Origin of the sequence: Comamonas odontotermitis, from assembly GCF_020080045.1 — a bacterium.
Taxonomy (GTDB): Bacteria; Pseudomonadota; Gammaproteobacteria; order Burkholderiales; family Burkholderiaceae_C; genus Comamonas; species Comamonas odontotermitis.
The window spans coordinates 667,573-688,506 of the sequence record NZ_CP083451.1 but is presented as its reverse complement, the minus strand read 5'-3'; the positions used below and the strand labels follow the sequence as shown (position 1 = coordinate 688,506).

Here is a 20,934-nt window from a genome sequence, read left to right as displayed (position 1 = left end):
ACCTCAGAATGCAAAGTCTTTCAACGCCTCGGGCGTCATCTTTTCCAGGGCTTCGGCTTCCTTCGCTTCGTAGGTAGCCTTGTCCCATAGTTCGAAATGGCTGCCCATGCCCATCAGGATCGCTTCCTTGGTGATGCCGACAGCCGCGCGCAATTCAGGCGACACCAGCACACGGCCGGTCGCATCCATTTCCACTTCCATCGCATTGCCAAGAAACATGCGCTTGTACCACTGGGCATCCAGCGGCAGCTTGGCGATCTTGGAACTGAACACCTCCCACTCATCGCGGGGAAACACCATCAGACAGCCATGCGGATGGCGCGTGATGGTGATCGAGCCACCAGCCTGCACCAGCGCGTCACGATGCCGGGTCGGTATGGACAACCGACCCTTGGCATCGAGGCTGAGTGAAGAGGCTCCCTGAAACACGGTGTGGTCTTTGGTGATGGGTTCCGATGGTTGGAAAGTGCACTTTCTCCCACAAAATTGCACTTTTCCCCACTGTATCAGGATTTACCCAGCACACCAAAACCTCACACAATCATTTGCAATGAAAACACAAATAAATCAATAACTTATATCCGCATCATCGCCAAAACGCTGAAAAAATTTCCGTTAATTCATAAGCACTTAGGATCGCCTCTAGATCCAGACTCTGAGCACTTTTCGGCGAAAATGGGCGTCGTTTCAGATTCTTTTGGTTACAAATAAACAATCTGCATGACAACCTGCAAAACGATGCATGGCACAAAAGCAAGCGCCCGCCAACATGTGGCGAGCGCGCTGTGCATCATACGCTGATGGAGGGGCCGATCTACCTTAGAACGTGTTTACGATATCCTCGCGCCGCGACAGCCGCTCTGCGGGGCGCCTGGCGAGGGGCGCAGTGCGTAGCCAACAGCCAGGCCGGGCGCCCGCAGAACCACTGCCCCTTCGGGTTGGAGTGAAATCAGGCGATTTCTGCACGCTGGCCCTTGCTTGCATGCACCCGCGCAGGCCGCGGCCCATCGCTTCGAGCTCATCCCGATTGCATTCCAGCGCGGCTGCGTAGAGATCCTAAACACGTTCTTATAGGATGTAACGCGACAGGTCTTCGTTCTGGCTGAGTGAGCCCAGCTTGCCGTCCACATAGGCAGCGTCGATGGTGATGGTCTGCCCCCCCAGACGGGTGGCATCGAAGCTAATCTCCTCCAGCAGCCGCTCCATCACCGTTGCCAGACGGCGGGCACCGATGTTCTCGGTGCGCTCGTTCACATCGAAGGCGATGTAGGCAAGGCGGGTGATGCCATCGGGACGAAAATCGAGCGTCACCCCTTCGGTCGCCAGCAACGCCTGGTACTGCTTGACCAGCGAGGCGTGGGTCTGCGTCAGGATGGCTTCAAAATCCTGCACCGACAGCGATTCCAGCTCCACCCGGATCGGGAAACGCCCCTGCAGCTCGGGAATCAGGTCGCTGGGCTTGGCCAGATGGAAGGCACCCGAGGCGATGAACAGGATATGGTCGGTCTTGACCATGCCGTACTTGGTGGAAACCGTGGTTCCTTCGACCAGCGGCAGCAGGTCGCGCTGCACGCCCTGGCGCGACACATCGGCGCCGCTGCTTTCCTGGCGCGCGGCAACCTTGTCGATTTCATCGATGAAAACGATGCCGTTCTGCTCCAGGTTGTCGATTGCCCGGGTCTTCACATCGTCCTCATTGACCAGCTTGGCCGCCTCTTCATCGGCAATCAGCTGCAATGCCTCGCCGATCTTGAGCTTGCGGGTCTTGCGCTTTTCCTGCCCCATCTGGTTGAACATGCCGCGCAGTTGCTCGGCCATTTCTTCCATGCCCTGCGGGCCCATGATCTCGATCTGCTGCTTGGCCTCGGCCAGGTCGATTTCGATTTCCTTGTCGTTCAGCTCGCCCTGGCGCAGCTTTTTGCGGAACACCTGGCGCGTGCCTGTATCAGGCGCCGCTTCGCCAGTGCGTGCCGGCGGCAGCAGTACATCCAGAACCCGCTCTTCGGCCGCATCTTCGGCGCGGGCCCGCACCTTCTTCATGTCCGTGGCGCGCGTCTGCTTGATGGCCACTTCGGCCAGATCGCGGATGATGGCATCCACATCCTTGCCCACATAGCCCACCTCGGTGAACTTGGTCGCCTCCACCTTGATGAACGGCGCATCGGCCAGCTTGGCCAGACGGCGGGCAATCTCGGTCTTGCCCACGCCGGTGGGGCCGATCATCAGAATGTTCTTGGGCGTGATCTCCTGGCGCAGCCCATCTGCCACCTGCTGGCGGCGCCAGCGGTTGCGCAGCGCAATGGCCACGGCGCGCTTGGCCTTGGCCTGGCCGACGATGTGGTTGTCGAGTTCGGAAACGATTTCCTGAGGCGTCATCGATGACATATGGCAAAAATCCCGTTTAGCGCTTCACTGAAAAGCGCCGATAGCTATCAATTCAGTAGTATTTAGTCTGCATCTGCTTCCCGCATCCATCCCGCGCGCAGAAAGTGGCCGGGAAGGCAATCGCCTGATGAAGAGAGAGGGTTACAGTGTCTCGATGGTGTGGTGCATGTTGGTGTAGATACACAGTTCACCCGCGATGCCGAGCGACTTGCGCACCACGTCTTCTGCAGACAGGTCGGTATTGTTCAGCAAGGCCTTGGCAGCAGAATGGGCGTAGGCTCCACCCGAGCCGATGGCCACGATGCCTTGCTCGGGCTCCAGCACATCCCCGTTGCCGGTGATGATGAGAGAGGCGGTATGGTCGGCCACCGCCAACATGGCCTCCAGACGGCGCAGCACGCGGTCGGTGCGCCAATCCTTGGTCAGCTCGATGGCTGCACGGGTCAACTGACCCTGGTGCTTGTCCAGCTTGGCCTCGAAGCGTTCAAACAGCGTGAATGCATCGGCCGTTGCGCCGGCAAACCCTGCCAGAACCTTGCCGCCGTAGAGCTTGCGCACCTTGCGTGCCGTGCCCTTGACGACGATATTGCCCAGAGTGACCTGGCCGTCGCCGCCAATGGCGACCTGGATGCCTTGCGGCGTTTCGCGCCGCACGCTGAGAATGGTTGTGCCGTGATACTGTTCCATAGTCTCCGGTATATGGAGCCCTCACCTTGCATTCCAAGTCCCTCGGGGCTGAATTTCAGCCATGCCCGGCGGCAGAAAGTGCATTCCCTACGCAAAAAAGAGAGCTTGCTGCGCACGTGCTCTCTGAAATTCAGCTTATTTCATGCCTGAATATCAAGAAGGACAAGCGCAGCAAGCTCTCTTTTTTATACCGACCCTTGCGAAATTCTTTAATTTTCGCGTTGGTTGACGATGGAATGTTCGTTGATGCCGATCAAGTTAAAGAACACGGCATTGAGCCGGTGCAGGTTGCCAAAACGCACCAGTGCATTCTTCTGCTGGCACTCAGCCACCCAATTCAACACCGAGCCAGCGGCAACAAAATCGATGCGCATCAGACGATCACAACGCACGGTGAAGGGTTGGCCGGGCTCGACCATCGGCGTGAACGCATCCAGCATCTGCGATGCATCGCCTTCAATGACGCCTTCCAGCACCGCCTGCGGGCCATCCGTGGCCGCATGCTTTCTGCTGTCGTTCTGCAATTCGGAGATCAGCAGCGAATCCACCACCGGTTTGGCGCTGCTGCGACTGCTGTCGCTCGCAAATTCCAGCTTCGGAGCCACCCAGGAAGGCGGCGAGACTTCATAGGTGACGCAGTAGTCCAGCGCCGCCGCTTCAAAATCCTGCTCCAGCCCCATGAGCCGCAGCAAGGCCATGCGCAGCAGCCAGCGGTCTTCCAACACGGCCTTGTCGCCCACCGGTGTTTCCTGTTCCAGCACCGCCAGCAGCTTGTCAGTACCGGCAAATACCACACGGGCCTCCCGCTGCTCGGCCCAGAAACGGAACAAGGTGAGCAGTGGCGTGACCACTTCGTCGCGCACCTCTCCCACGCGGGACCAGTTCAGGGTCCACGGCGGCGCAAAGCGCTTGAGATTGCCCTGCAGCCCCGACAATGCCGCTGCACTGAGCGATGGCGGTGCCTGCCAGTTGAGCAGGCGCACATCCGCATCACCCGCATCGGCAGACTGTGCCTTGGCCCCCAGTTCGTCAGGCATGGAAAACCACACCGGCGCCGAGCGGCCATACTTGCTGGCGAATTCAATGGCGTGGAAATCGAACTTGGTCTGGTCGCCAGTGGCGCGGTACAGGTCAAACAAGGTGAGCCACACGACCAACTGGCCCATCAGATCACCATTGCGCTGCTGCACCAAGGCAAGCAGAGATGATTCCGCGCCAGCGCTGTCACCATTGGCATACAGCACTGCGGCCTCTTCCAGATCCACATCGTGGATGAAACGGCCCGATTCCACCTGCTCGTCAAATACGCCAGGTGCCAGCGGTGCGGTCATCACGGATTCCGCCTGCGACACAAGCGGCGTGGGGGCAGATACCACGGATTCCGGAGGAACAGGGGCAGTGCCGGGCTCTGGCGCAGGCGCCGGGCTGGAGATGCTGGCTGGAGCAGAGGCGGCAGGAGTCCCATCACCCGACCACCACTGTTTGGACATCTGCTGCTCGATTTCGTTGATCTTTTCGAGCGTATTGGCCGGCCGGGTCAGCTTGGCTCCCTTGGCAGCTGCGCCTTCGGCCATGGCGGCTTCGAGCATGGCAGCGGAATTGCGTGGCCCCAGGCTGTCTGCAGCAGGTGCGGTGGATTTGTTGGCCTCGCGCCGGATCTTGCGCAACTGGTCAAACTCGAGCTTGCGCACGAAATCGTTACGGCGCTTGCGCTCCATGATTTCTTTGAGCGCCTGCTTGGAGTACTGCTCTTCCGGATTCTCTGGTTCGGGCGCCTTGTCCAGCTCCGACCACTGGGTGGTCGGTTTGGTCACAAAGCGCACGACCTTGGACAACAAACCCTTGGGCGGCTTATTGGCCTCACTCATGGCTACTCCCTCTCTTTGGTGTGTCCGGCGTTGGCCCTCCAGCCTCAATCGCCAAACATTTTTTGTTTCAGCTCACGGCGCTGCTGTGCTTCCAGCGACAGTGTGGCTGTCGGGCGCGCCAACAGTCGGCCCACGCCGATCGGCTCGCCAGTTTCGTCGCAATAGCCGTAATCGCCAGAATCGATGCGTGCGATCGACTGGTCAATCTTCTTGAGAAGCTTACGCTCCCGATCGCGAGTGCGCAAGACCAGGGCGTGCTCTTCTTCAATGGTGGCACGGTCAGCGGGGTCAGGCACCACCACGGTGTCCTCGCGCAGGTTCTCAGTGGTTGCATCCGCATTCAGGTGGATGCCCTTCTTCAACTCCACGAGCTTGTTGCGGAAGAACGCGAGCTGCACATCATTCATGTACTCGCTCTCGGGCATGGCCAGCACTTCATCGTCCGTGAGCGCATCTGCCGGCTTCGACTTCCAGGCATTGGCCAGCTTGGTGTCGCGTTTAGGGGTGGTTTGCGTTGTGGTTGGCATAGTTCTCTTGACTGGCTAGTGCAGTTCATCCATGCGGCGGACGTCCGCCGGGTTACAAAAGGCGCCAAATGACACAGGTTCAGCGCCCTACTCTCTGGCCGATCCGGAAACCGGGCCGCTTTGAAGACGCGCCGCAAGGCCACGACTTCGCTTTGTACAAGTTCTCGCCACCGGCACTCCAGCAGCGCAGGCCTTGCATGCACAAGCCTCCTTCTCTGTCGTCACCACGGCTGCCGGTATTCTTCAGGCTGCAGCCATGTCACCGATCCAGTCCCGCCCTTGCAAGCTGCGGATACCGTGTCTTCCGCTTTGCTGCATTTAGGGCCGCGATTGTATATGCCATTGACGCCTGCCAACAAGGGATTGCGGCCCTCGTACAACGCCGGGTTTGCCCTGAGGCACGCCCGATCGCAGACGTTTACGAACTCAGGCCGTCACCACACACTGATCCAGACCTTGCTTGAAGATGTCCTGCGGCAGATCGATGCCAATGAACACCATCCTGCTCTGGCGCGCCTCATCCGCAGTCCACTCAGGCCCCAGATCACTGCCCATCAGCTGGTGCACGCCCTGGAAAATCACTTTACGATTGGTGCCCTTCATTGCCAAGACGCCTTTATAGCGCAGCATGCGGGGGCCATAAATGTTCACAATGGCACCGAGAAAATCCTCCAGCTTTGCCGGATCGAAGACCTTGTCCGTCCGGTAGACGAAGCTTTTCACATCATCGTCATGGTGATGGTGGTGCGGATGGTTGCAATGCTCACCATGTTCGTGGTCATGGGTATGGTCGTGGCCGCAGTCTTCGCCGTGGGCATGGTGATCATGGTCGTGATCGCACTTGCCATGGTCGTGGTCGCAATGGCTGTGGTCATGATCGTCTTCCTTGAGGAAATCGGGATCGATGTCCAGTTTCGCATTCAGGTTGAAGCCGAACAGGTCGAACACCTCCTTGAGCGGCACGTCGCCAAAGTGCACTGCACGAATGGGCGCACGCGGGTTCATGTGCTTGAGGCGGTGAATGAGCGCGTCTTTCTCGGCTTCCGTCACCAGGTCGGTCTTGGACAGGAAAATCTGATCGGCAAAGCCCACCTGGCGGCGTGCCTCCTGGCGCGTATCCAGCTGCTGGTTTGCATGCTTGGCATCCACCAGCGTGATGATGGAGTCGATCAGGCAGGTTTCCGCGATCTCTTCATCCATGAAGAAGGTCTGCGCCACAGGGCCGGGATCTGCAAGGCCCGTGGTCTCGATCACGATGCGGTCAAAGTCCAAAAGACCCTTGCGACGCTTGGCAGCCAGCAATTGCAGGGCTTCGCGCAGGTCTTCACGGATGGTGCAGCAGATACAGCCATTGCTCATCTGCAGAATCTGCTCCTTGGACTCGGTCTTGAGGATATCAGTGTCGATATTCTCTTCGCCGAACTCGTTCTCGATCACGGCAATCTTCATGCCGTGCGATTCATGCAGCACGCGCTTGAGCAGCGTGGTTTTGCCCGAGCCAAGAAAGCCCGTGAGGATGGTGACTGGAATGAGAGACATAAAACACCCGAAAGTTACACGCGGGGCGGCGGTTGTGGCTGCGTCTGCTCGCCATCCAGGACGGGGCGGTTGCGGACCGACCGATTGAGCCGTCGCTCCAAACACATCTATATAGCACCATTCCGCACCGTATCAAGGTGGGAGGAAGAGAAAGCGGGCTATTGTGGCATGGTTTGCCCGATGGGGGGATTTGGACTGTTTCTAGCCTCCAGCACTTGCGGACAAAACGGAATTTGCTATTTAATAGATAGCAAGCCAACCGTGGATGCCAGCCTTCACTTCTGCAGACCAGGCGAGAGCCACTATTGCACAGGAACTACCAGTTCATTAGCCATGGAGGCCCCCCCCTTTTGGGAGGCTCGCGGCCCCGGCCATTCTGAAATTCAGTCCTTCTTGCGCGCCCGAGGATGTGCCTGGTCGTAGACCTGCGCCAGATGCTGGAAGTCCAGCCGAGTATAGACCTGCGTGGTGGTAATGCTGGCATGGCCCAGCAGCTCCTGCACGGCACGCAGATCCTGGCTGGACTGCAGCACATGGCTGGCAAAGGAATGGCGCAGCATGTGCGGATGCACCGGCGTCGTCATGCCTGCAGCCACACTGCGCTCGCGCAGGCGCTGCCAGACACTGGCTGACGAGAGGCGTGCGCCACGCACTCCAATGAAGAGGGCCGGATCGCACTGTCCGGCCGCCGGTATCCCCTGGGTGCGCAGTTGAAGCCATGCATGCAAGGCGGCCAGCGCCTCCTTGCCGACGGGCACGGTGCGGCGCTTGCTGCCTTTGCCCAGCACATGGGCTTCCGCTGCCTGCAGGTCCACCCAGCCGCGTGCATGGTCGCTGGCAACCACATCCAGCCCGACCAGCTCGCCCACGCGCAGGCCGCTGCCGTACATCAGCTCCACCATGGCGGTATCGCGTGCCTGCACCCACGGGTCGCCCTGGGCATTGGCGCTTTCGGCAAAACGCACCGCATCGTCCACCGACAGCGCCTTGGGCAGCGGCTTGGGTGACCTGGGAGCGCGCACATCCTGAACAGGGTTGTGGGCGATCAGGCCCTCGCGCCCGGCCCAGGTGTAAAAACCGCGCCAGCCGGAGAGGATCAGCGCGATGCCGCGCCCGCTGCGGCCTGCCGAATGCATCTGCGCGACAAAGCGGCGAATATGGCCGGAGGTGAGCTGCAGCGCAGGCGTTGCAGCATCTGCCGCCATGGCCTGCAGGCGCTGCAGATCAAGCAGATACAGGGTCTGCGTGCGCGCAGCCAGGCGCTTTTGCACGCGAACATGCTCCAGATAGCGTAGCATCTCGGGCGCCAGCGTCTGCTGCGCCTGCTCTGACTCTCTGCGACCGGAAGCCATGCAATCCTTCAGCGCAGGCGCGACAGCACGCTGGCTGCAATCTCGCCAATGCGTTCGAGCAGATCGGTGCTCATGTCCGCGTCGAAGCGCATCGGGTCAGGCGAGCCTAGCACCAGCAACCCCCAGGCTGGCGCATCACCATTAATGGCGCCGTCGCGCAAGGGCAGCAGCACCACCGATTGCGCCTGGGCACTGTCCGGCAGCCAGCCGGCGGGCTCCACACCCACATTGGGGCCGCAGTAAGGGGTGGAGAGCGAACCCGCAAAGCTGCGCGCATCGGCACTGATGCCCTGGGCAAAAGCTTCGTTCAGATAGGTCTCGGCCACGTCCCACAACCGGATGGCGACCTGAGGCACATCAAAATGGCGCGCCAGGCCATCGGCAATGGCCTCGGGCAGCTGCACCGGGTTGCGGGTCTTGACCACATCGCAGCTCCAGTGGTGGATGCGATCGATGGTGTGGTGGTTCTGGCTGCCATTGCGCATCATGTCCATAATGCGGTGCTCCAGGCCCTTGATCTTGTCGCGCAACATTTCGGCCTGGCGCTCCTGCAGGCTGACGGTGCGGTTTCCATAGGGGCTGATGATCTGCACGCCCGCCAGTACCTGGGCCTGGCGTTCAAAGAAATCAGGCGTCTGGATCAGAAATTCCGCAATGTCTTCTTCGGTGATCGGGGGAACCTGGTTGTCGGTCGTCATGGTGTCTCTCGTCTCTCGTGGAACGTGTTTGCAGTGGCTGCAGGCGCCACCACACCGTCAATTGCTTGCGGGTGCAACCCAAACCGTTCAGTCCGGAATGGTGATGCGCCCTTCAAATACCGTCGTCGCCGGACCGGTCATCATGACCGGGTCGCTGGCATCACCGCTCCAGGCAATCGTCAGCAAGCCGCCACGGGTCTGTACATCAACCGGGCTCTGCAGCAGACCTTGCTCGATACCTGCCACCACCGCCGCGCAGGCGCCAGTGCCGCATGCCAGGGTCTCGCCCACGCCGCGCTCGTATACGCGCAGGCGCACATGCTGCGCATCCTGCACTTGCAAGAACCCTACGTTCACCCTCTGCGGAAAACGTGGATGCGACTCCAGCAGCGGTCCCCATGCCTGCACAGGTGCCGTGTCAACATCATCCACCAGCAGGACACCATGGGGATTGCCCATGGACACGGGAACTGCAAAAACTGTAGCATCCTGCGCTTGATCATCCAGCGCCACAGACCATTTCTTTGCATGGTGCTGCACCACCGGCGTCAGGCCGCTGGTATCGAAAGGCACGTCGGCAGGATCGAGGCGCGGCCGCCCCATGTTGACGGTGACGCGTCCATCGGGCATCAGTTCGGGGGCAATCACGCCCTTTTTTGTCTGTACACGAATGGCTTTCTTGCCGGTCAGCCCCTTGTCATACACAAAACGGGCAAAACAGCGCGCACCGTTGCCGCACTGCTCCACCTCGCCGCCATCGGCGTTGTGGATGATGTATTCAAAATCAACCTCCGGCGCGGGCGCGGGGCGCACGGTCAGGATCTGGTCCGCCCCCACGCCGAAGTGGCGGTCGGCCAGGAAACGGTACTGGTCAGCGCGCAGGCCCAGCGGGCCGGCAGTCTCGTCCAGCACGACAAAGTCGTTGCCGGCGCCTTGCATCTTGGTGAAGCGGATTTCCATGCAGCCATTATCGCTGTCTGGCGCACTTCGGTACCGATGCGGCGCTTTTGCGCAATGCGTGTGACACCTGGGGCCGCAGCCAGGTTTGATAATGCCCCCATGACCCGCACCAGCCAGCTTCTCCACGCGCAGCGCGAGCCCGTGCCTGCGCGTACCGCCTCGACCGTCCTGTTTTTGCGCGATGGGCCAGACCCGCAAGGCGCGCCAGGCACCACCCGGCTGGAAGTGCTGATGTCGCGCCGATCCGACAAAGCCCGCTTTGCGGCCAACCACTATGTCTTTCCCGGCGGCTCGCTGGACGCCGAAGACCGGCAGCACCACGACCAGTTGGCCCGCCGTCCCACGCAGACGGCCGATGCGCTCACCTACGCCCAGGCCGCCATTCGCGAAAGCCTGGAAGAAATGGGCGTGCTGCTGGCGCGCCATGCCGACGGCCGCTGGGCTACACAGGCCGAAGTGGCGCAGATTGACCGCACCCAACCGCTCTTGCCGCAATGCGCCCGGCTGGGGCTGACCCTGGCGGCGGACGCGCTGTGGCCGCTGGCGCGCTGGACGGCCGCGCTGGAGATCCCCATCCGCTTTGACGTCCCCTTTCTCGTTGCCCGCATGCCCGAGGGCCAGACGCCGGTTACTGACGACGCCGAGCAGTTCGAGCCGCTGTGGTGCCACCCGGCAGATGCCCTGCAACGCGCTGCGCGGGGCGAGATGACCTTGATGTTCCCCACGCAGACCACACTGGAGCATCTGACCCGATACCCCACAGTACAGGCGCTGCTGGATGTGCTGCAAGCCTTGCCGCCCGGGCAGATGCTGTGGGAGACCCTGCCGCGCGGAGGCCTGGTGAATGGCAAGGTGCAGCGCTTCATGGAGCACCATACCGTATACGGCGAGCTGGCCCTGGTCTGCCCGGATGGCCAGTTGCACCATGCCGTGGACTGGCAAAGCGAGCAGCCCGTGCCGCTTTTGAAGAATGTGATGCGTCTTACCGCCGACAACGGCGGCACCATGACCGGCCCTGGCACCAATACCTACCTCATCGGTGAGGCGGCTACGGGCTATATCGTCGTTGATCCCGGCCCCAAACCCCAGGCGCATGGTGACCCGCATCTGGCGCGCATCATGGCGGCCACGGGCGGCGACATTCGCGCCATCGTCTGCACCCATTCACACCCAGACCATTCTCCCGGCGCTGCCCCGCTGCAGGCGCTGGTGACCCAGGCGGGTTTTGCCCCCCCTGTGATCTGGGGGCTGCCGTCGGCCCCCACGGCACGCGCGGGCAGCCAGTTCACACCAGACCAGGAGCTGCCCGACGGAGCCACACTGGTGCTGAGCCACCCGGATGGCGCCGCCCACAGCCATACCCTGCGCGCCGTCCATACCCCCGGCCATGCGGCCAACCATATGTGCCTGGTGCTGGAAGAAGACGGCCTGCTGCTGAGCGGCGATCACATCCTCAACGGCAGCACCACCGTGGTTGATCCGCCCGATGGCAACATGCGCCTGTACCTCGCGTCGCTGAAAAAGCTGGCAGATGCCTGTCAGGCGGGCGATGTAGGTTTCATCCTGCCCGCCCATGGCTATGCGCTCGCGCATCCGCTGCAGGTGATAGAAAAACTGCACGCGCACCGCATGGCACGCGAAGCCAAGGTGAAGGCCGCCATGGCGCACAGCCCCGACGGCACCCCGGAAGACTGGGTGGCCCTTGCCTATGCCGATACGCCACAGGCACTGTGGCCGGTGGCCAAGCGTTCCCTGCTGGCACATGTGGAGCATCTCCGAGGGCTGTAAACACCAGCGCTTAAAAGCATAGCGGCGAGCACTTTTCTGTATTCGGTTTCGATATTTTTCATACCTGAAACCCAATACCGATAAGCGCAAACAGCTCTCTTTTTTGATGTGCCGCAAGAACGGCGCCCCCAGTGGCTACAGCTTGGGAATCCTGATCCGGCTGATCATCAGCGAGCCCGACAGCGCAAACAGCAGCACCAGCGGATGCAAGGTAAAGCCCGCAATCTTGACCGCGCCCAGCCACAGATCGGCGCGTACGGCGCTCATGGCGGCAGCCACTGCCAGCATGGCCACCAGCACGATCGAGGTCGGGATGGGCGTGCCTTCGAAATACTTCACCTTGCCGGACGGCCCCTCAGCCAGTTCCTCGGCCGTCACGTTGTAGCGCGCAAGGCGCGAGACCCCGCAGGCCACAAAAAAGCCCAGCACCACGCGGTCCCACAGGCCCTGCATGCCGCAGGCGTAGGCAATGATGGCTGGCGCCACGCCGAATGAAATCACATCGGCGAGCGAATCGAGCTCGCGCCCCATCGCCGATGACTTCTGACGCCAGCGGGCGATGCGCCCATCCAGCACGTCAAAGATCAGCGCCGCCAGCACCAGTGCCGCAGCAAAGTAGATGTGGCGCCGGTCGCCGGTCTCCAGATAGCTCATGGCGGAAAACAGCGCGCCCACGCCACAGACTGCATTGCCCAGGGTGAACCAGTCCGCCAGATGGAACTCGCGGATCATTGAAAAACGTTTTACAGGACTCGTCATCACTGCATTATGAAAGCACTGCGGTGCGCTGCGGCCGCAATCAGGCTTCGTCGCCGTCGGTCATTTCAGCCACCGCCGTGATTGCATAGCCCTTTTCCTTGAGCTGGCGGCCCGGCTCCTCAATGCCGTACTGCGGCCAACTGGCGAGCGATTCATCAAGCTCCACATCGCGAGCTTCGTCGTGCCAGTCGTAATTGGTGACTTCGCCAGGCAGCACGCGGCCATGCGGCACGGCGAGATGAGAGAACTTGCCATCGGCTTCGCTGCGGCGAAAAACATCCATGCGCATAAACATTTCCTTGCTAGGGTTGAACTTCAGTTTTGAATCTAAAGCCATGCGAAGACACAGCTCGTAGGAAAAGACCCCACACGGCCAGCATGCAGCACCCGCCAATGCCCGAGCCTGCGCCTTCCACATTGCATAGCCTTTAAAATAAGCGGTTGCGCTTATCCATCAAGCGCAGATAGCTCCTTTTTATATAGCAAACGGCTTCACACGCCGTCTTGCACACTGCTGCACCATGCCCCTCCACGACCAGGACCCCGATCCGCACTCCATCCGCCTGTCCAAACGCCTGGCCAACGAGATCGGCTGCTCGCGCGCCGAGGCCGAGCACTACATCGACGCGGGTTTTGTCACCGTGGATGGCCAGGTGCAGGACACGCCAGGCGCCCGCGTGCGGCCGGAACAAGCGGTGGCACTGCAGCCCGGCGCCAACCTCAAACCCATCCAGCCGGTCACGCTGCTGCTGCACAAACCGGCGGGGTACAGCCTGCACCTGCCGCAACCCGGGCGCGATACGCCCAGCGCCGCGAGCCTGCTCACCCCCGGCAATCTGGCAGATGTGGATACGCCGCAACCCGTGCACCCGCTGCCGCGCCACTTTCGCCACCAGCAGTTTCTGCTGCCGCTGCCACGGGCTGCCAGCGGCCTCGTGGTGTTCAGCCAGGATCCGCGCATCATTCGCCGCCTGACGGAAGATGCCGACCTGGTGGAGCAGGAATGCCTTGCCGAGGTGCGCGGCCAGATGGTGGAAGACGGCCTCGCACTGCTGGCCAAGGGCCTGTATGTGGAAGGCGACCGGCTTCCTCCCATCAAGGCCAGCTGGCAAAACGAAACCCATCTGCGCTTTGCCCTGAAGCGCGTGGCGCCCGAATGGGTTGCACCCGTCTGCACCGCACTGGGTCTGGAGCTTGTAGCCCTCAAGCGCCTGCGCCTGGGACGGATCTCCCTAGGCAAGCTGCCGGAGGGGCAGTGGCGGTATCTACAGGGGTATGAGCGGTTTTAGCGCACCTCCGTACCTTCAAGTTGCCAATTCAATTGCCCAGCAATCCCGTGCGGAGAATTTGAACAAATTCTTAAAATTGTTTGTATTTTTAATAAATATATCTATTCATGTCTTCTGTTCTTCCACCCTGCCCCCAGTGCCAGTCCGAATTCGTCTATGCCGACGGCCCCTTGCTGATCTGCCCAGAATGTGCCCATGAATGGCCGGCAGCTGCCAGCCCGGAGCCTGAAGAAGAAGCCAGGGCTGTCATCAAGGATGCGGTAGGCAATGTGCTGCAGGACGGCGACAGCGTCACCGTCATCAAGGATCTCAAACTCAAGGGATCGTCGCTGGTGGTGAAGGTCGGCACCAAGGTGCGCAACATCAAACTGGTGGATGGCGACCACGATATCGACTGCCGCATCGATGGCATCGGCAACATGCAGCTCAAATCGGCCTACGTCAAAAAGGCGTGAGCGGCATTGGGCAGGCGCTGCATTCCGAGCGATAGCCCCCGTCTGATCTTCTTGTGCTGGCAGAGGTCTGCGGACATCGATGCCCATGAATTCAGGCGCATGCTGCGCACCTCCAACCAGTGCCAGCGGCTATTTTTATTTGAAAAAAGAAAAGCGGCCCCGGTTTCCACCAGGGCCGCTTTTCTTTGCAAGAAGTGTGAAGTCTGCCGATAAGCCGGATTCTGTGCACCCGGGTTGCCCCGGGCGTGACCGCCATTACTCTGGGCCGGGTGTCGCCACCACGGCTCGACGCTACCTACCCGCCAACTCTGCGGAACCACATCAACGCTGGCCTACTTGGTATTGCTGCGCGTAGAGATTGCCCGTTTCACCCCGGGTGGTTTACCTTGCGGTACGCCCCCCGGACTCGTCTCTGTTGCTCTGATCCTCACCTCACGGTGGGCAGCCGTTAGCTGCTACGCTGTCCTGTGCAGTCCGGACGTTCCTCCAGTGCGGCCTTTCGGCACTTGCACCAGCGGCGGTCTGGCAGGCTTCACGGTGTGCATTATCCCACGCGCGGACGCTGCTCCAGCTACTTGTTCGTTATTGCGACACAGCGGCCTGCAGGTCAACCTTCATGCAAACTGCGTAGGCGTTATAGAAGTAGCCAAAAAGACCATCCCGCTGGGAGATGATGTACCAGGTCTGCATCTTGCTGCTCTGGTCTGTTGTCTCCAGAAAGCTTGATTCAGTACGGGCATTGGCCGAAATGCCACCGTCTTTGGTGTACGTGGCCCAGCCGTTCAGCGCAATATGTCCCACCGGGCAAGTGATCTTGATATCACCCCGGCCCTGAACAATCCTGCCGCTCTTGTAGGTAATAAAAACCACCGAGGCATCCGCAGTGCCGGTATCGCCCTTGAGCCCTTGAATGCCTTGCGGCCCTGGAGCACCTTGCGGGCCTTGGGGGCCCTCCAGGCCTTGAGGGCCAGCTGGCCCCACCGGGCCTACCGCGCCGGCGGAACCCGCTTCACCTGCAGGCCCCTGCGGCCCTGTGCCACCAGCACAGCTCTCCAAGGTGCCGTCCGGGGTGGCGCACACGTACTTCTTCGTTTCACTGGAGGCCACACTGGGAACGATCATGCCGCCGCTGGCGAAGCTTGCCGTGGCCTGGCCATTGTTCTTGATGATGACGGCGCCACCTTCACCGCCATCCACAATGATGTCGTTGGCAGCATTTGCATTGCCCAGGCTGAACAGGGCCGCGCAGGCCATGCTCAGCGCCTGCAGGGAAAACCGGTTGGATGTCATGTTGTGTCCTTGAATATTCTTGGGTGGGTGCCTGCCATGCGAATGGAAACGCAGGCCAGGAAAGAAAGACTTTCGGTGGATCAGTACCTGAAGCGGCGCCGGCTCGCGACTGCCGCAGCTCCTACCAGTGCGCTGAGCGCCAGCAGGCCGCCCAGACCCAGCGCGGGAACGGGTGCCGGCTGGGCCACGCCACCCGGCTCGGGATCAGACACCAAGGCGCGCGCAAACCAGTTGTAGGCAATGCCGCCCGCGATCTTGTTGGTCTGGTCTTCCGCCAGCCAGGTGTCCAGTGACTGCACACCGTTGACACCTACATTGCTGATACTGGGTGGTGCAGCGCCGGTGTATTTCAGCCACGCCTGCGTACCGACCGGAGCGCGTGCGGGCTCTGGCGTGGCCTTGGCTTGCATGGAGGGGTTGGCCGCGCTTCCCGAGACGAGATTGACACCACTGAGTTCCAGCAGGGCCGTGACCGTGGTGGTCTGCGCCACGGGCATGACAACGGTGTAGCTGGGCGCGTCCGGTGCAACGGAGCCGATGACTTTCCACTTGTAAAAGCTAGGAGACCCTTTGATCTGGCCCTGTGCAATGCCACAGCCGGAATCGCCCGGCCCCATGGTCACTGTACTGGCCCCCGCATTGAAGGTGCCCGCAGCCACATCCAGAGAGCCTGACAAGGCCACGGCGCCCGCACCCGCGGTGAATACCCCGCCTTGCTGCAGACCAAGCTGCCCCAACCCGCCCAGTGCCGCATCGCCTTGCTGGGTGTAGGTGCCGCCAACGTTCAGATCGCCGCACCCCAGCAGGATGGAAGTGCCTGCGCCGGTGGTAATGCTGGTACCGGCGGGCAATTGGATGCCAGCTGCCTGTGCCGCAAGCGCCAGGCCGGTGGCCATGATGGCGATGCCTGGCTTGAGGACCTCGCGTCCTCGTCTCCTTGGTTTATTTTTCAACATGCCTCTTCCTCGATGCAAACCAAACATTGCATCTGTATAAAAATTTCAATAAATGTAAAAAATATTGAATTTTTAAACCCCGTCCGTTTGGACAGGGTGGGCAGATTAATTTGTAACAGTGGTCTGAAATTTCACGAGAGCATTGGAATTACGGGCATGTTTTCAAACGGTGCCTCGCCGCATCCGGCTACCGTTCGCTTTCGGCAGTGCTGCAAGCTTGCGCGTTGTCTAGGGAGACACCATCCCTATTTTTATTGAGCACCGGCAGACTCAAGGTGAAGGCAAGGCCGCCATCCGGGGGGAGGAAGGCGTTCAGATCACCGCCGTGCAGCCGGGCAATGGCCCGCGCCAGGTACAAGCCCAGCCCCGTGCCTTCGCTTCCATGGCTGCGCGCGCTGCGGTAGAAGCGTTCAAAGAGCAGCGGCAGCTCTTCTGCAGCAACGCCCGAGCCATGGTCACGCACCGAGCAATGCAGCCGGTCCCCGGCACGTTCCAGACGCAGGTCCAGCGGGCTGCCAGCTGGCGTGTACTTGCAGGCATTGGCCAGCAGGTTGTGAAGCAGGTGAATCAACAGCTGTGCATCACCCGCACAAACGTAGTCCGCAGGCGGGCCCTGGCACTCACTGCTCACCTGGCGCTCGCCCAGCATGGGTTTATTGCCTTCCACCACATGGCTGGCCAGCTCTGCCAGATTGACGGGCCGGGCCTGCAACTGGATACCGCCACCGTCGAGCTTGACGCTGGTGAGCACGCTGTCGAGCAGACGCGTCAGCCCCTCGACCGTATGGCGGGTCTCGCCCATGCGCTCCAGCACCTGCTCGGACTGTTCACCACCGCTGCGCCTGGCCTGGCGCATCAGCCGCTGCGCGGTGGAGTCGATCACCGCCAGCGGTGTGCGGAACTGGTGAGACACCAGCGAGACGAAGTTGCGGTAGGTCTCGGTCGCGCTCTGGGCGCGGTGCAGATCATGGATCGTCTGCTGCAGCGCATCGCGCTGCGCGGCAATGGTGCGGGCATTGGTGCGCTGGCGCTGCAAGGCAGCCACCAGTTGCCACATCAACCAACCGCCGCACAGGGCCACCATGCCTATGGCAGCAAAAGCCGCCTTGATCCATTGCTCCAGCTGGTCCAGGCGCCGGCTCTTCTCTTCTCTCTCGCGCACCATGACCTGGTTGCCCGCCGCCGCCAGCGCAGCAATCAGCGTGCGCAGCTCCTGCTGGGCAACGGGGTTGTCCGTGCCGATCAAAAGCTGCAGCAGATCCACCTGCTCGAATGCGGCCATGGCGGGCAGCAGCGCATCAAGCTGCCCGTAATGCCGCAAAATGCGGCGCTGCGGGCCATCCGTCAGCAAGGACAAGCGGCTGTGCAGCAGATCCGCCTGCAAATGAATATCTTCCGCATCGCTTTGCTGCAAGCGCAGGCGGGCCAGATCGCGTTCCAGCAGCGTTGCTTGGTGCTGGGCCTGTGCCAGTGCCCAGACCATGTTTTCGCCTTCGCGCTGGCTCAGCTCCCGGTGCAAAACCAGCAGCTGCCAGACCACCACGAGGCTGCCCGCGAAAAACAACACCGTTGCAGCCAGCGTCAACCGGTACTGCAGGCCGCGACGGATGGGCAGATCAGGCATGGCAGGCCCCGTGTCAGTGCGACGCCGGCGCGGATGCGCCCAACGCCGCCGTCAGCAATACGGCCACCAGTTCGGCCTGGCGGCCTGTCTGGGTTTTGGCAAACATGTTGCGCAGATGAAAGGCCATGGTGCTGGCACTGACCTGCAGTTGCGCGCACATCTGCTGCTTGCTCATGCCATCCACCAGCAGCCGGGCCACCTGCGTTTCAGCAGGCGTCAGTGCAAAACGGCGCGCCAGGGCTTCGGCGCTGGGTTTGACGGATTGCTGCAGGCTATTGATGAAAAGCGCGAAGCGCTGGCCGCGCGCATCCGGTGCCCCGTCCCCGCGCTCCTCCTCGTCGCCACCGTCCTTGCCCGAGAGTGACTGGATGGCCAGGCACCAATAGGGCGGGCCGCCAGGAACAGCTGGCACATCGAAGCTGGCCGACTCCTGCTGGCTGCGCAGAAATTGACGCACCCCGGGATGCTGGGCCAACACCTGACGCAGGACCATCTGCCCCGCTGCATCGACAACCAGCGGGCTGTCTTGCTGTGCTTGGCCATGGCACTGCGCATAGGCCTGCCGGTTGGCAAACTGGATCGACAGCTGACCGTCACAGACCAGGGCGCAGTGGCCCAGGCTGTCAAGCACCCCGTGCCAGTGCCTGTGCACCTCGTCCAGGCTGCGCTGCAAGGCATCGCGTTGCAGACGCTGAAGACGCTGCACCTTGGCGAGCCGGGCGTCCACGGTGGCCAGCAGCAGGTCGTAATCGACCGGCTTGATCAGGTAGTCGTCCGCACCCGCGCGCGCGCCCCGCAGCACATGCTCGCGATCGCTGAGCGCCGTCAGCAGCAGGAATGGAACGCTGGAATGTGCATCCGTCTCGCGCAACTCCGCCAGCAGATCCAGGCCGCTCTGGCCGGGCAGACCAACATCGCACAGAATGAGCGAAGGCTTCATCCGCGACAGAACCAGCAGCGCGGCAGGAACATCGGGAACGCCGATGGGCTGGTAACCGGCCTCTTCCAGTTCGTCGCACAGATCACGCAGCAGCAAGGGCTCGTCCTCTACACACAGGATCAGCGGACGGCGAATAGCTTTGAGCATGCCTGACTCTTTCTGGTAGCGCTTACGGGGCATCACTGACAAGCAATTGGCTCAGCTGCCAGGCCCAGCGGTGGTCATACTTGGCGTCCTGCAGCACGGTGTCGCTGTCCCGTGGATAGATGATCCACAGCGGCCCCTTGTCGCGCCGTGTCAGCGCCTTGCCATCCATGCTGAAAGCCAGCACCACGGGCCAGCGCTGAAAATCCTGGGCAGGAATACTCACGGTGTAGCCATTGAGAGCCTGGGCTTGCACCGTCATTCCTGGAGTGATGCGCACCCCTGCCGCTTGCAGGACATCGCGCGCCAACGGCCCGGTGAAGCGCGATACGCCATCCGTCCAGGGCGTTGCAGTGACCGTGGTGCTTTGTGGCAGCGCCGCGATTTGCTCCGCACTCAACCGCTTCGCGGCTCCACGGTATTGCACGCTGAGCGCGCCATGCGGCTGCAGACCGACAGAACCTGCAGTTGCATCGCTGGCCACAGTACCTTGCGCCCACACGGGCTGCACGCAAACCAGCAGAAGGCCACGGAGCAGACCCTTGCGCAACGTGGAGCGGAACGGGTGAAGGCGGGGAATTTCTGCAGGGGCTGGCATGCGCTGTCTCTCCTTGCCAGCGCCGGCGTATGGGGCGCATGGTCTGAGCCCCGATACTGCCCCTTCAGAAACATTTGGTAAATAGTCCAAATGTACTAACGGGGCCCATCCAAAAGAACGCCCTGCAGCATTGAACCATTGTTCATCCTCACAAAACAAGAATGTGAGCACATACAAACAAATCAGAAAAATTCAGGCATCCGCAACCAATTCGCGTCGGAATTGTTCAGGCGTCATACCGGTCTCCCGGTGGAACATGGCAATGAAAGCAGACGCCGTGCTGTAGCCCAGATCAAAGGCGATCTCCTGCACGGTACGGCCATGGCCCAATGCCTCCACCGCACACAGGTGGCGCAGACGCTGGCGCCATTCGCCCAATGCCATGCCCAGTTCGCGCTGACAATGGCGCGCCAGGGTACGCTCGGTCATATGGGCCTGCTGCGCCCATTCGGCCACCGAACGGCGGCTTCCCGGATCCGCGCGCAGGGCATCCAACACGCCCGCCAGCGCCGTGCTGTTGGGCGAGGGCAGAAAGCTGCCTTCAAAGCGCGCCTGACACAGCTGATCGACCAGCACCTGTGCGAGCCGCAGGTCTTGCGGAGAGCCCGGCACCTGCACCTGGCGCTCGGCAAAGTCCGCCAGGATGCTGCGCCCTATGGGGCTGATGCGCAGAATGCAGGCCTGCTGGGGCAACACATCGCACAGCTGGGGCTGCACATAGAAAGAGCGGTAGACCGCAGCGTGCTGCACATAGCAGCAATGCTCCTGCGCCGGCGGAATCCACACCCCGTACTGCGGCGGCGCCACCAGATGCTGGCCGGCAGTATCGATGGCCATGGTGCCGCAAGCGGTGTAGTTGAGGTGGCCCAGACGGTGGCTGTGCGGCGCAGCAAAGCTGCCTGCCGCAAATTCGTCATAGCGCACCAGATACGGGCTGGTGACGCTTTCCACGTCAAAAATCGGCAAAGAACGGGCAGAGCTGGCAGAGGAGGACATGGTCGAAATGAGCGCGGTGCAGGAGCTTGTCTGAAGCATGGCATGGTTTGTCCGAATGCAGCTATACCTCTCAAATCAG

The 20,934-nt window shown here is 61.4% G+C and carries 19 protein-coding genes, 1 other RNA gene and 1 pseudogene; 3 read left to right on the top strand and 18 right to left on the bottom strand.

The window, feature by feature from the left end; genetic code table 11:
* Positions 1-3: 3 nt before the first annotated feature.
* From mraZ to dapF, 9 genes and pseudogenes are all read right to left on the bottom strand, one after another.
* Positions 4-429 (bottom strand): division/cell wall cluster transcriptional repressor MraZ, encoded by a 426-nt coding sequence (gene mraZ / locus LAD35_RS03110; RefSeq protein WP_224151265.1) that lies wholly within the window; start codon positions 427-429, stop codon positions 4-6.
* 639 nt (positions 430-1,068) lie between these two features.
* Positions 1,069-2,385, bottom strand: coding sequence for an ATP-dependent protease ATPase subunit HslU (gene hslU / locus LAD35_RS03105; RefSeq protein WP_224151264.1), 1,317 nt, complete (start codon positions 2,383-2,385; stop codon positions 1,069-1,071).
* Between the two features lie 141 nt (positions 2,386-2,526).
* Positions 2,527-3,072 carry an ATP-dependent protease subunit HslV gene (gene hslV / locus LAD35_RS03100; RefSeq protein ID WP_224151263.1) on the bottom strand — a complete coding sequence of 182 codons (546 nt, stop codon included), beginning with the start codon at positions 3,070-3,072 and terminating at the stop codon, positions 2,527-2,529.
* 209 nt (positions 3,073-3,281) lie between these two features.
* Positions 3,282-4,940 carry a hypothetical protein gene (locus LAD35_RS03095; protein WP_224151262.1) on the bottom strand — a complete coding sequence of 553 codons (1,659 nt, stop codon included), beginning with the start codon at positions 4,938-4,940 and terminating at the stop codon, positions 3,282-3,284.
* A 44-nt stretch (positions 4,941-4,984) separates the two neighbouring features.
* Positions 4,985-5,470, bottom strand: a pseudogene (gene dksA / locus LAD35_RS03090) (RNA polymerase-binding protein DksA); the annotation flags it as partial.
* A gap of 423 nt (positions 5,471-5,893) precedes the next feature.
* The gene (locus LAD35_RS03085) at positions 5,894-7,006 is read right to left on the bottom strand and encodes a CobW family GTP-binding protein (RefSeq protein ID WP_224151260.1); all 1,113 of its coding nucleotides are present in this window, start codon (positions 7,004-7,006) and stop codon (positions 5,894-5,896) included.
* Between the two features lie 383 nt (positions 7,007-7,389).
* Positions 7,390-8,358: a tyrosine recombinase XerC gene (locus LAD35_RS03080; protein ID WP_224151259.1), complete on the bottom strand. Its 969-nt coding sequence runs from the start codon at positions 8,356-8,358 to the stop codon at positions 7,390-7,392.
* A gap of 8 nt (positions 8,359-8,366) precedes the next feature.
* Complete coding sequence (locus LAD35_RS03075; RefSeq protein ID WP_224151258.1) at positions 8,367-9,056, bottom strand: DUF484 family protein; 690 nt, start codon at positions 9,054-9,056, stop codon at positions 8,367-8,369.
* An 87-nt stretch (positions 9,057-9,143) separates the two neighbouring features.
* The gene (gene dapF, locus LAD35_RS03070) at positions 9,144-10,016 is read right to left on the bottom strand and encodes a diaminopimelate epimerase (RefSeq protein WP_224151257.1); all 873 of its coding nucleotides are present in this window, start codon (positions 10,014-10,016) and stop codon (positions 9,144-9,146) included.
* A 99-nt stretch (positions 10,017-10,115) separates the two neighbouring features.
* Here dapF and LAD35_RS03065 point away from each other — a divergent pair, with 99 nt between their 5' ends.
* Positions 10,116-11,804, top strand: coding sequence for an MBL fold metallo-hydrolase (locus LAD35_RS03065; RefSeq protein ID WP_224151256.1), 1,689 nt, complete (start codon positions 10,116-10,118; stop codon positions 11,802-11,804).
* Between the two features lie 135 nt (positions 11,805-11,939).
* Here LAD35_RS03065 and pssA read toward each other — a convergent pair whose 3' ends face one another.
* Both pssA and LAD35_RS03055 read right to left on the bottom strand, forming a co-directional pair.
* Positions 11,940-12,563, bottom strand: coding sequence for a CDP-diacylglycerol--serine O-phosphatidyltransferase (gene pssA / locus LAD35_RS03060; protein ID WP_224151255.1), 624 nt, complete (start codon positions 12,561-12,563; stop codon positions 11,940-11,942).
* A 40-nt stretch (positions 12,564-12,603) separates the two neighbouring features.
* Positions 12,604-12,852 (bottom strand): DUF6139 family protein, encoded by a 249-nt coding sequence (locus LAD35_RS03055; protein WP_224151254.1) that lies wholly within the window; start codon positions 12,850-12,852, stop codon positions 12,604-12,606.
* A 232-nt stretch (positions 12,853-13,084) separates the two neighbouring features.
* Between LAD35_RS03055 and LAD35_RS03050 the strand changes: the two genes are divergently transcribed.
* Both LAD35_RS03050 and LAD35_RS03045 read left to right on the top strand, forming a co-directional pair.
* Positions 13,085-13,852 (top strand): RNA pseudouridine synthase, encoded by a 768-nt coding sequence (locus LAD35_RS03050; protein ID WP_224151253.1) that lies wholly within the window; start codon positions 13,085-13,087, stop codon positions 13,850-13,852.
* 107 nt (positions 13,853-13,959) lie between these two features.
* A complete protein-coding gene (locus LAD35_RS03045; RefSeq protein WP_224151252.1) occupies positions 13,960-14,307 on the top strand; it encodes a zinc ribbon domain-containing protein YjdM in 348 nt (115 codons plus the stop codon).
* A 194-nt stretch (positions 14,308-14,501) separates the two neighbouring features.
* Here the strand turns inward: LAD35_RS03045 and rnpB are convergent.
* From rnpB to LAD35_RS03010, 7 genes are all read right to left on the bottom strand, one after another.
* Positions 14,502-14,841: RNase P RNA component class A (rnpB, locus tag LAD35_RS03040), an RNA gene on the bottom strand.
* Positions 14,842-14,889: 48 nt separating this feature from the next.
* On the bottom strand, positions 14,890-15,597 hold the full coding sequence (locus tag LAD35_RS03035) for a collagen-like protein (RefSeq protein ID WP_224151251.1): 708 nt from the start codon (positions 15,595-15,597) through the stop codon (positions 14,890-14,892).
* Positions 15,598-15,677: 80 nt separating this feature from the next.
* Positions 15,678-16,553, bottom strand: a complete 876-nt coding sequence (locus LAD35_RS03030) for a hypothetical protein (RefSeq protein WP_224151250.1) — start codon at positions 16,551-16,553, stop codon at positions 15,678-15,680.
* Between the two features lie 187 nt (positions 16,554-16,740).
* Entirely contained in the window at positions 16,741-18,177 is a 1,437-nt protein-coding gene (locus LAD35_RS03025; RefSeq protein ID WP_224151249.1) for a sensor histidine kinase, read from the bottom strand.
* Positions 18,178-18,190: 13 nt separating this feature from the next.
* Positions 18,191-19,264 (bottom strand): response regulator, encoded by a 1,074-nt coding sequence (locus LAD35_RS03020; protein ID WP_224151248.1) that lies wholly within the window; start codon positions 19,262-19,264, stop codon positions 18,191-18,193.
* A 22-nt stretch (positions 19,265-19,286) separates the two neighbouring features.
* Positions 19,287-19,859, bottom strand: coding sequence for a molybdopterin-dependent oxidoreductase (locus tag LAD35_RS03015; protein WP_224151247.1), 573 nt, complete (start codon positions 19,857-19,859; stop codon positions 19,287-19,289).
* 192 nt (positions 19,860-20,051) lie between these two features.
* Entirely contained in the window at positions 20,052-20,855 is an 804-nt protein-coding gene (locus tag LAD35_RS03010; protein WP_224151246.1) for an AraC family transcriptional regulator, read from the bottom strand.
* Positions 20,856-20,934: the final 79 nt, after the last annotated feature.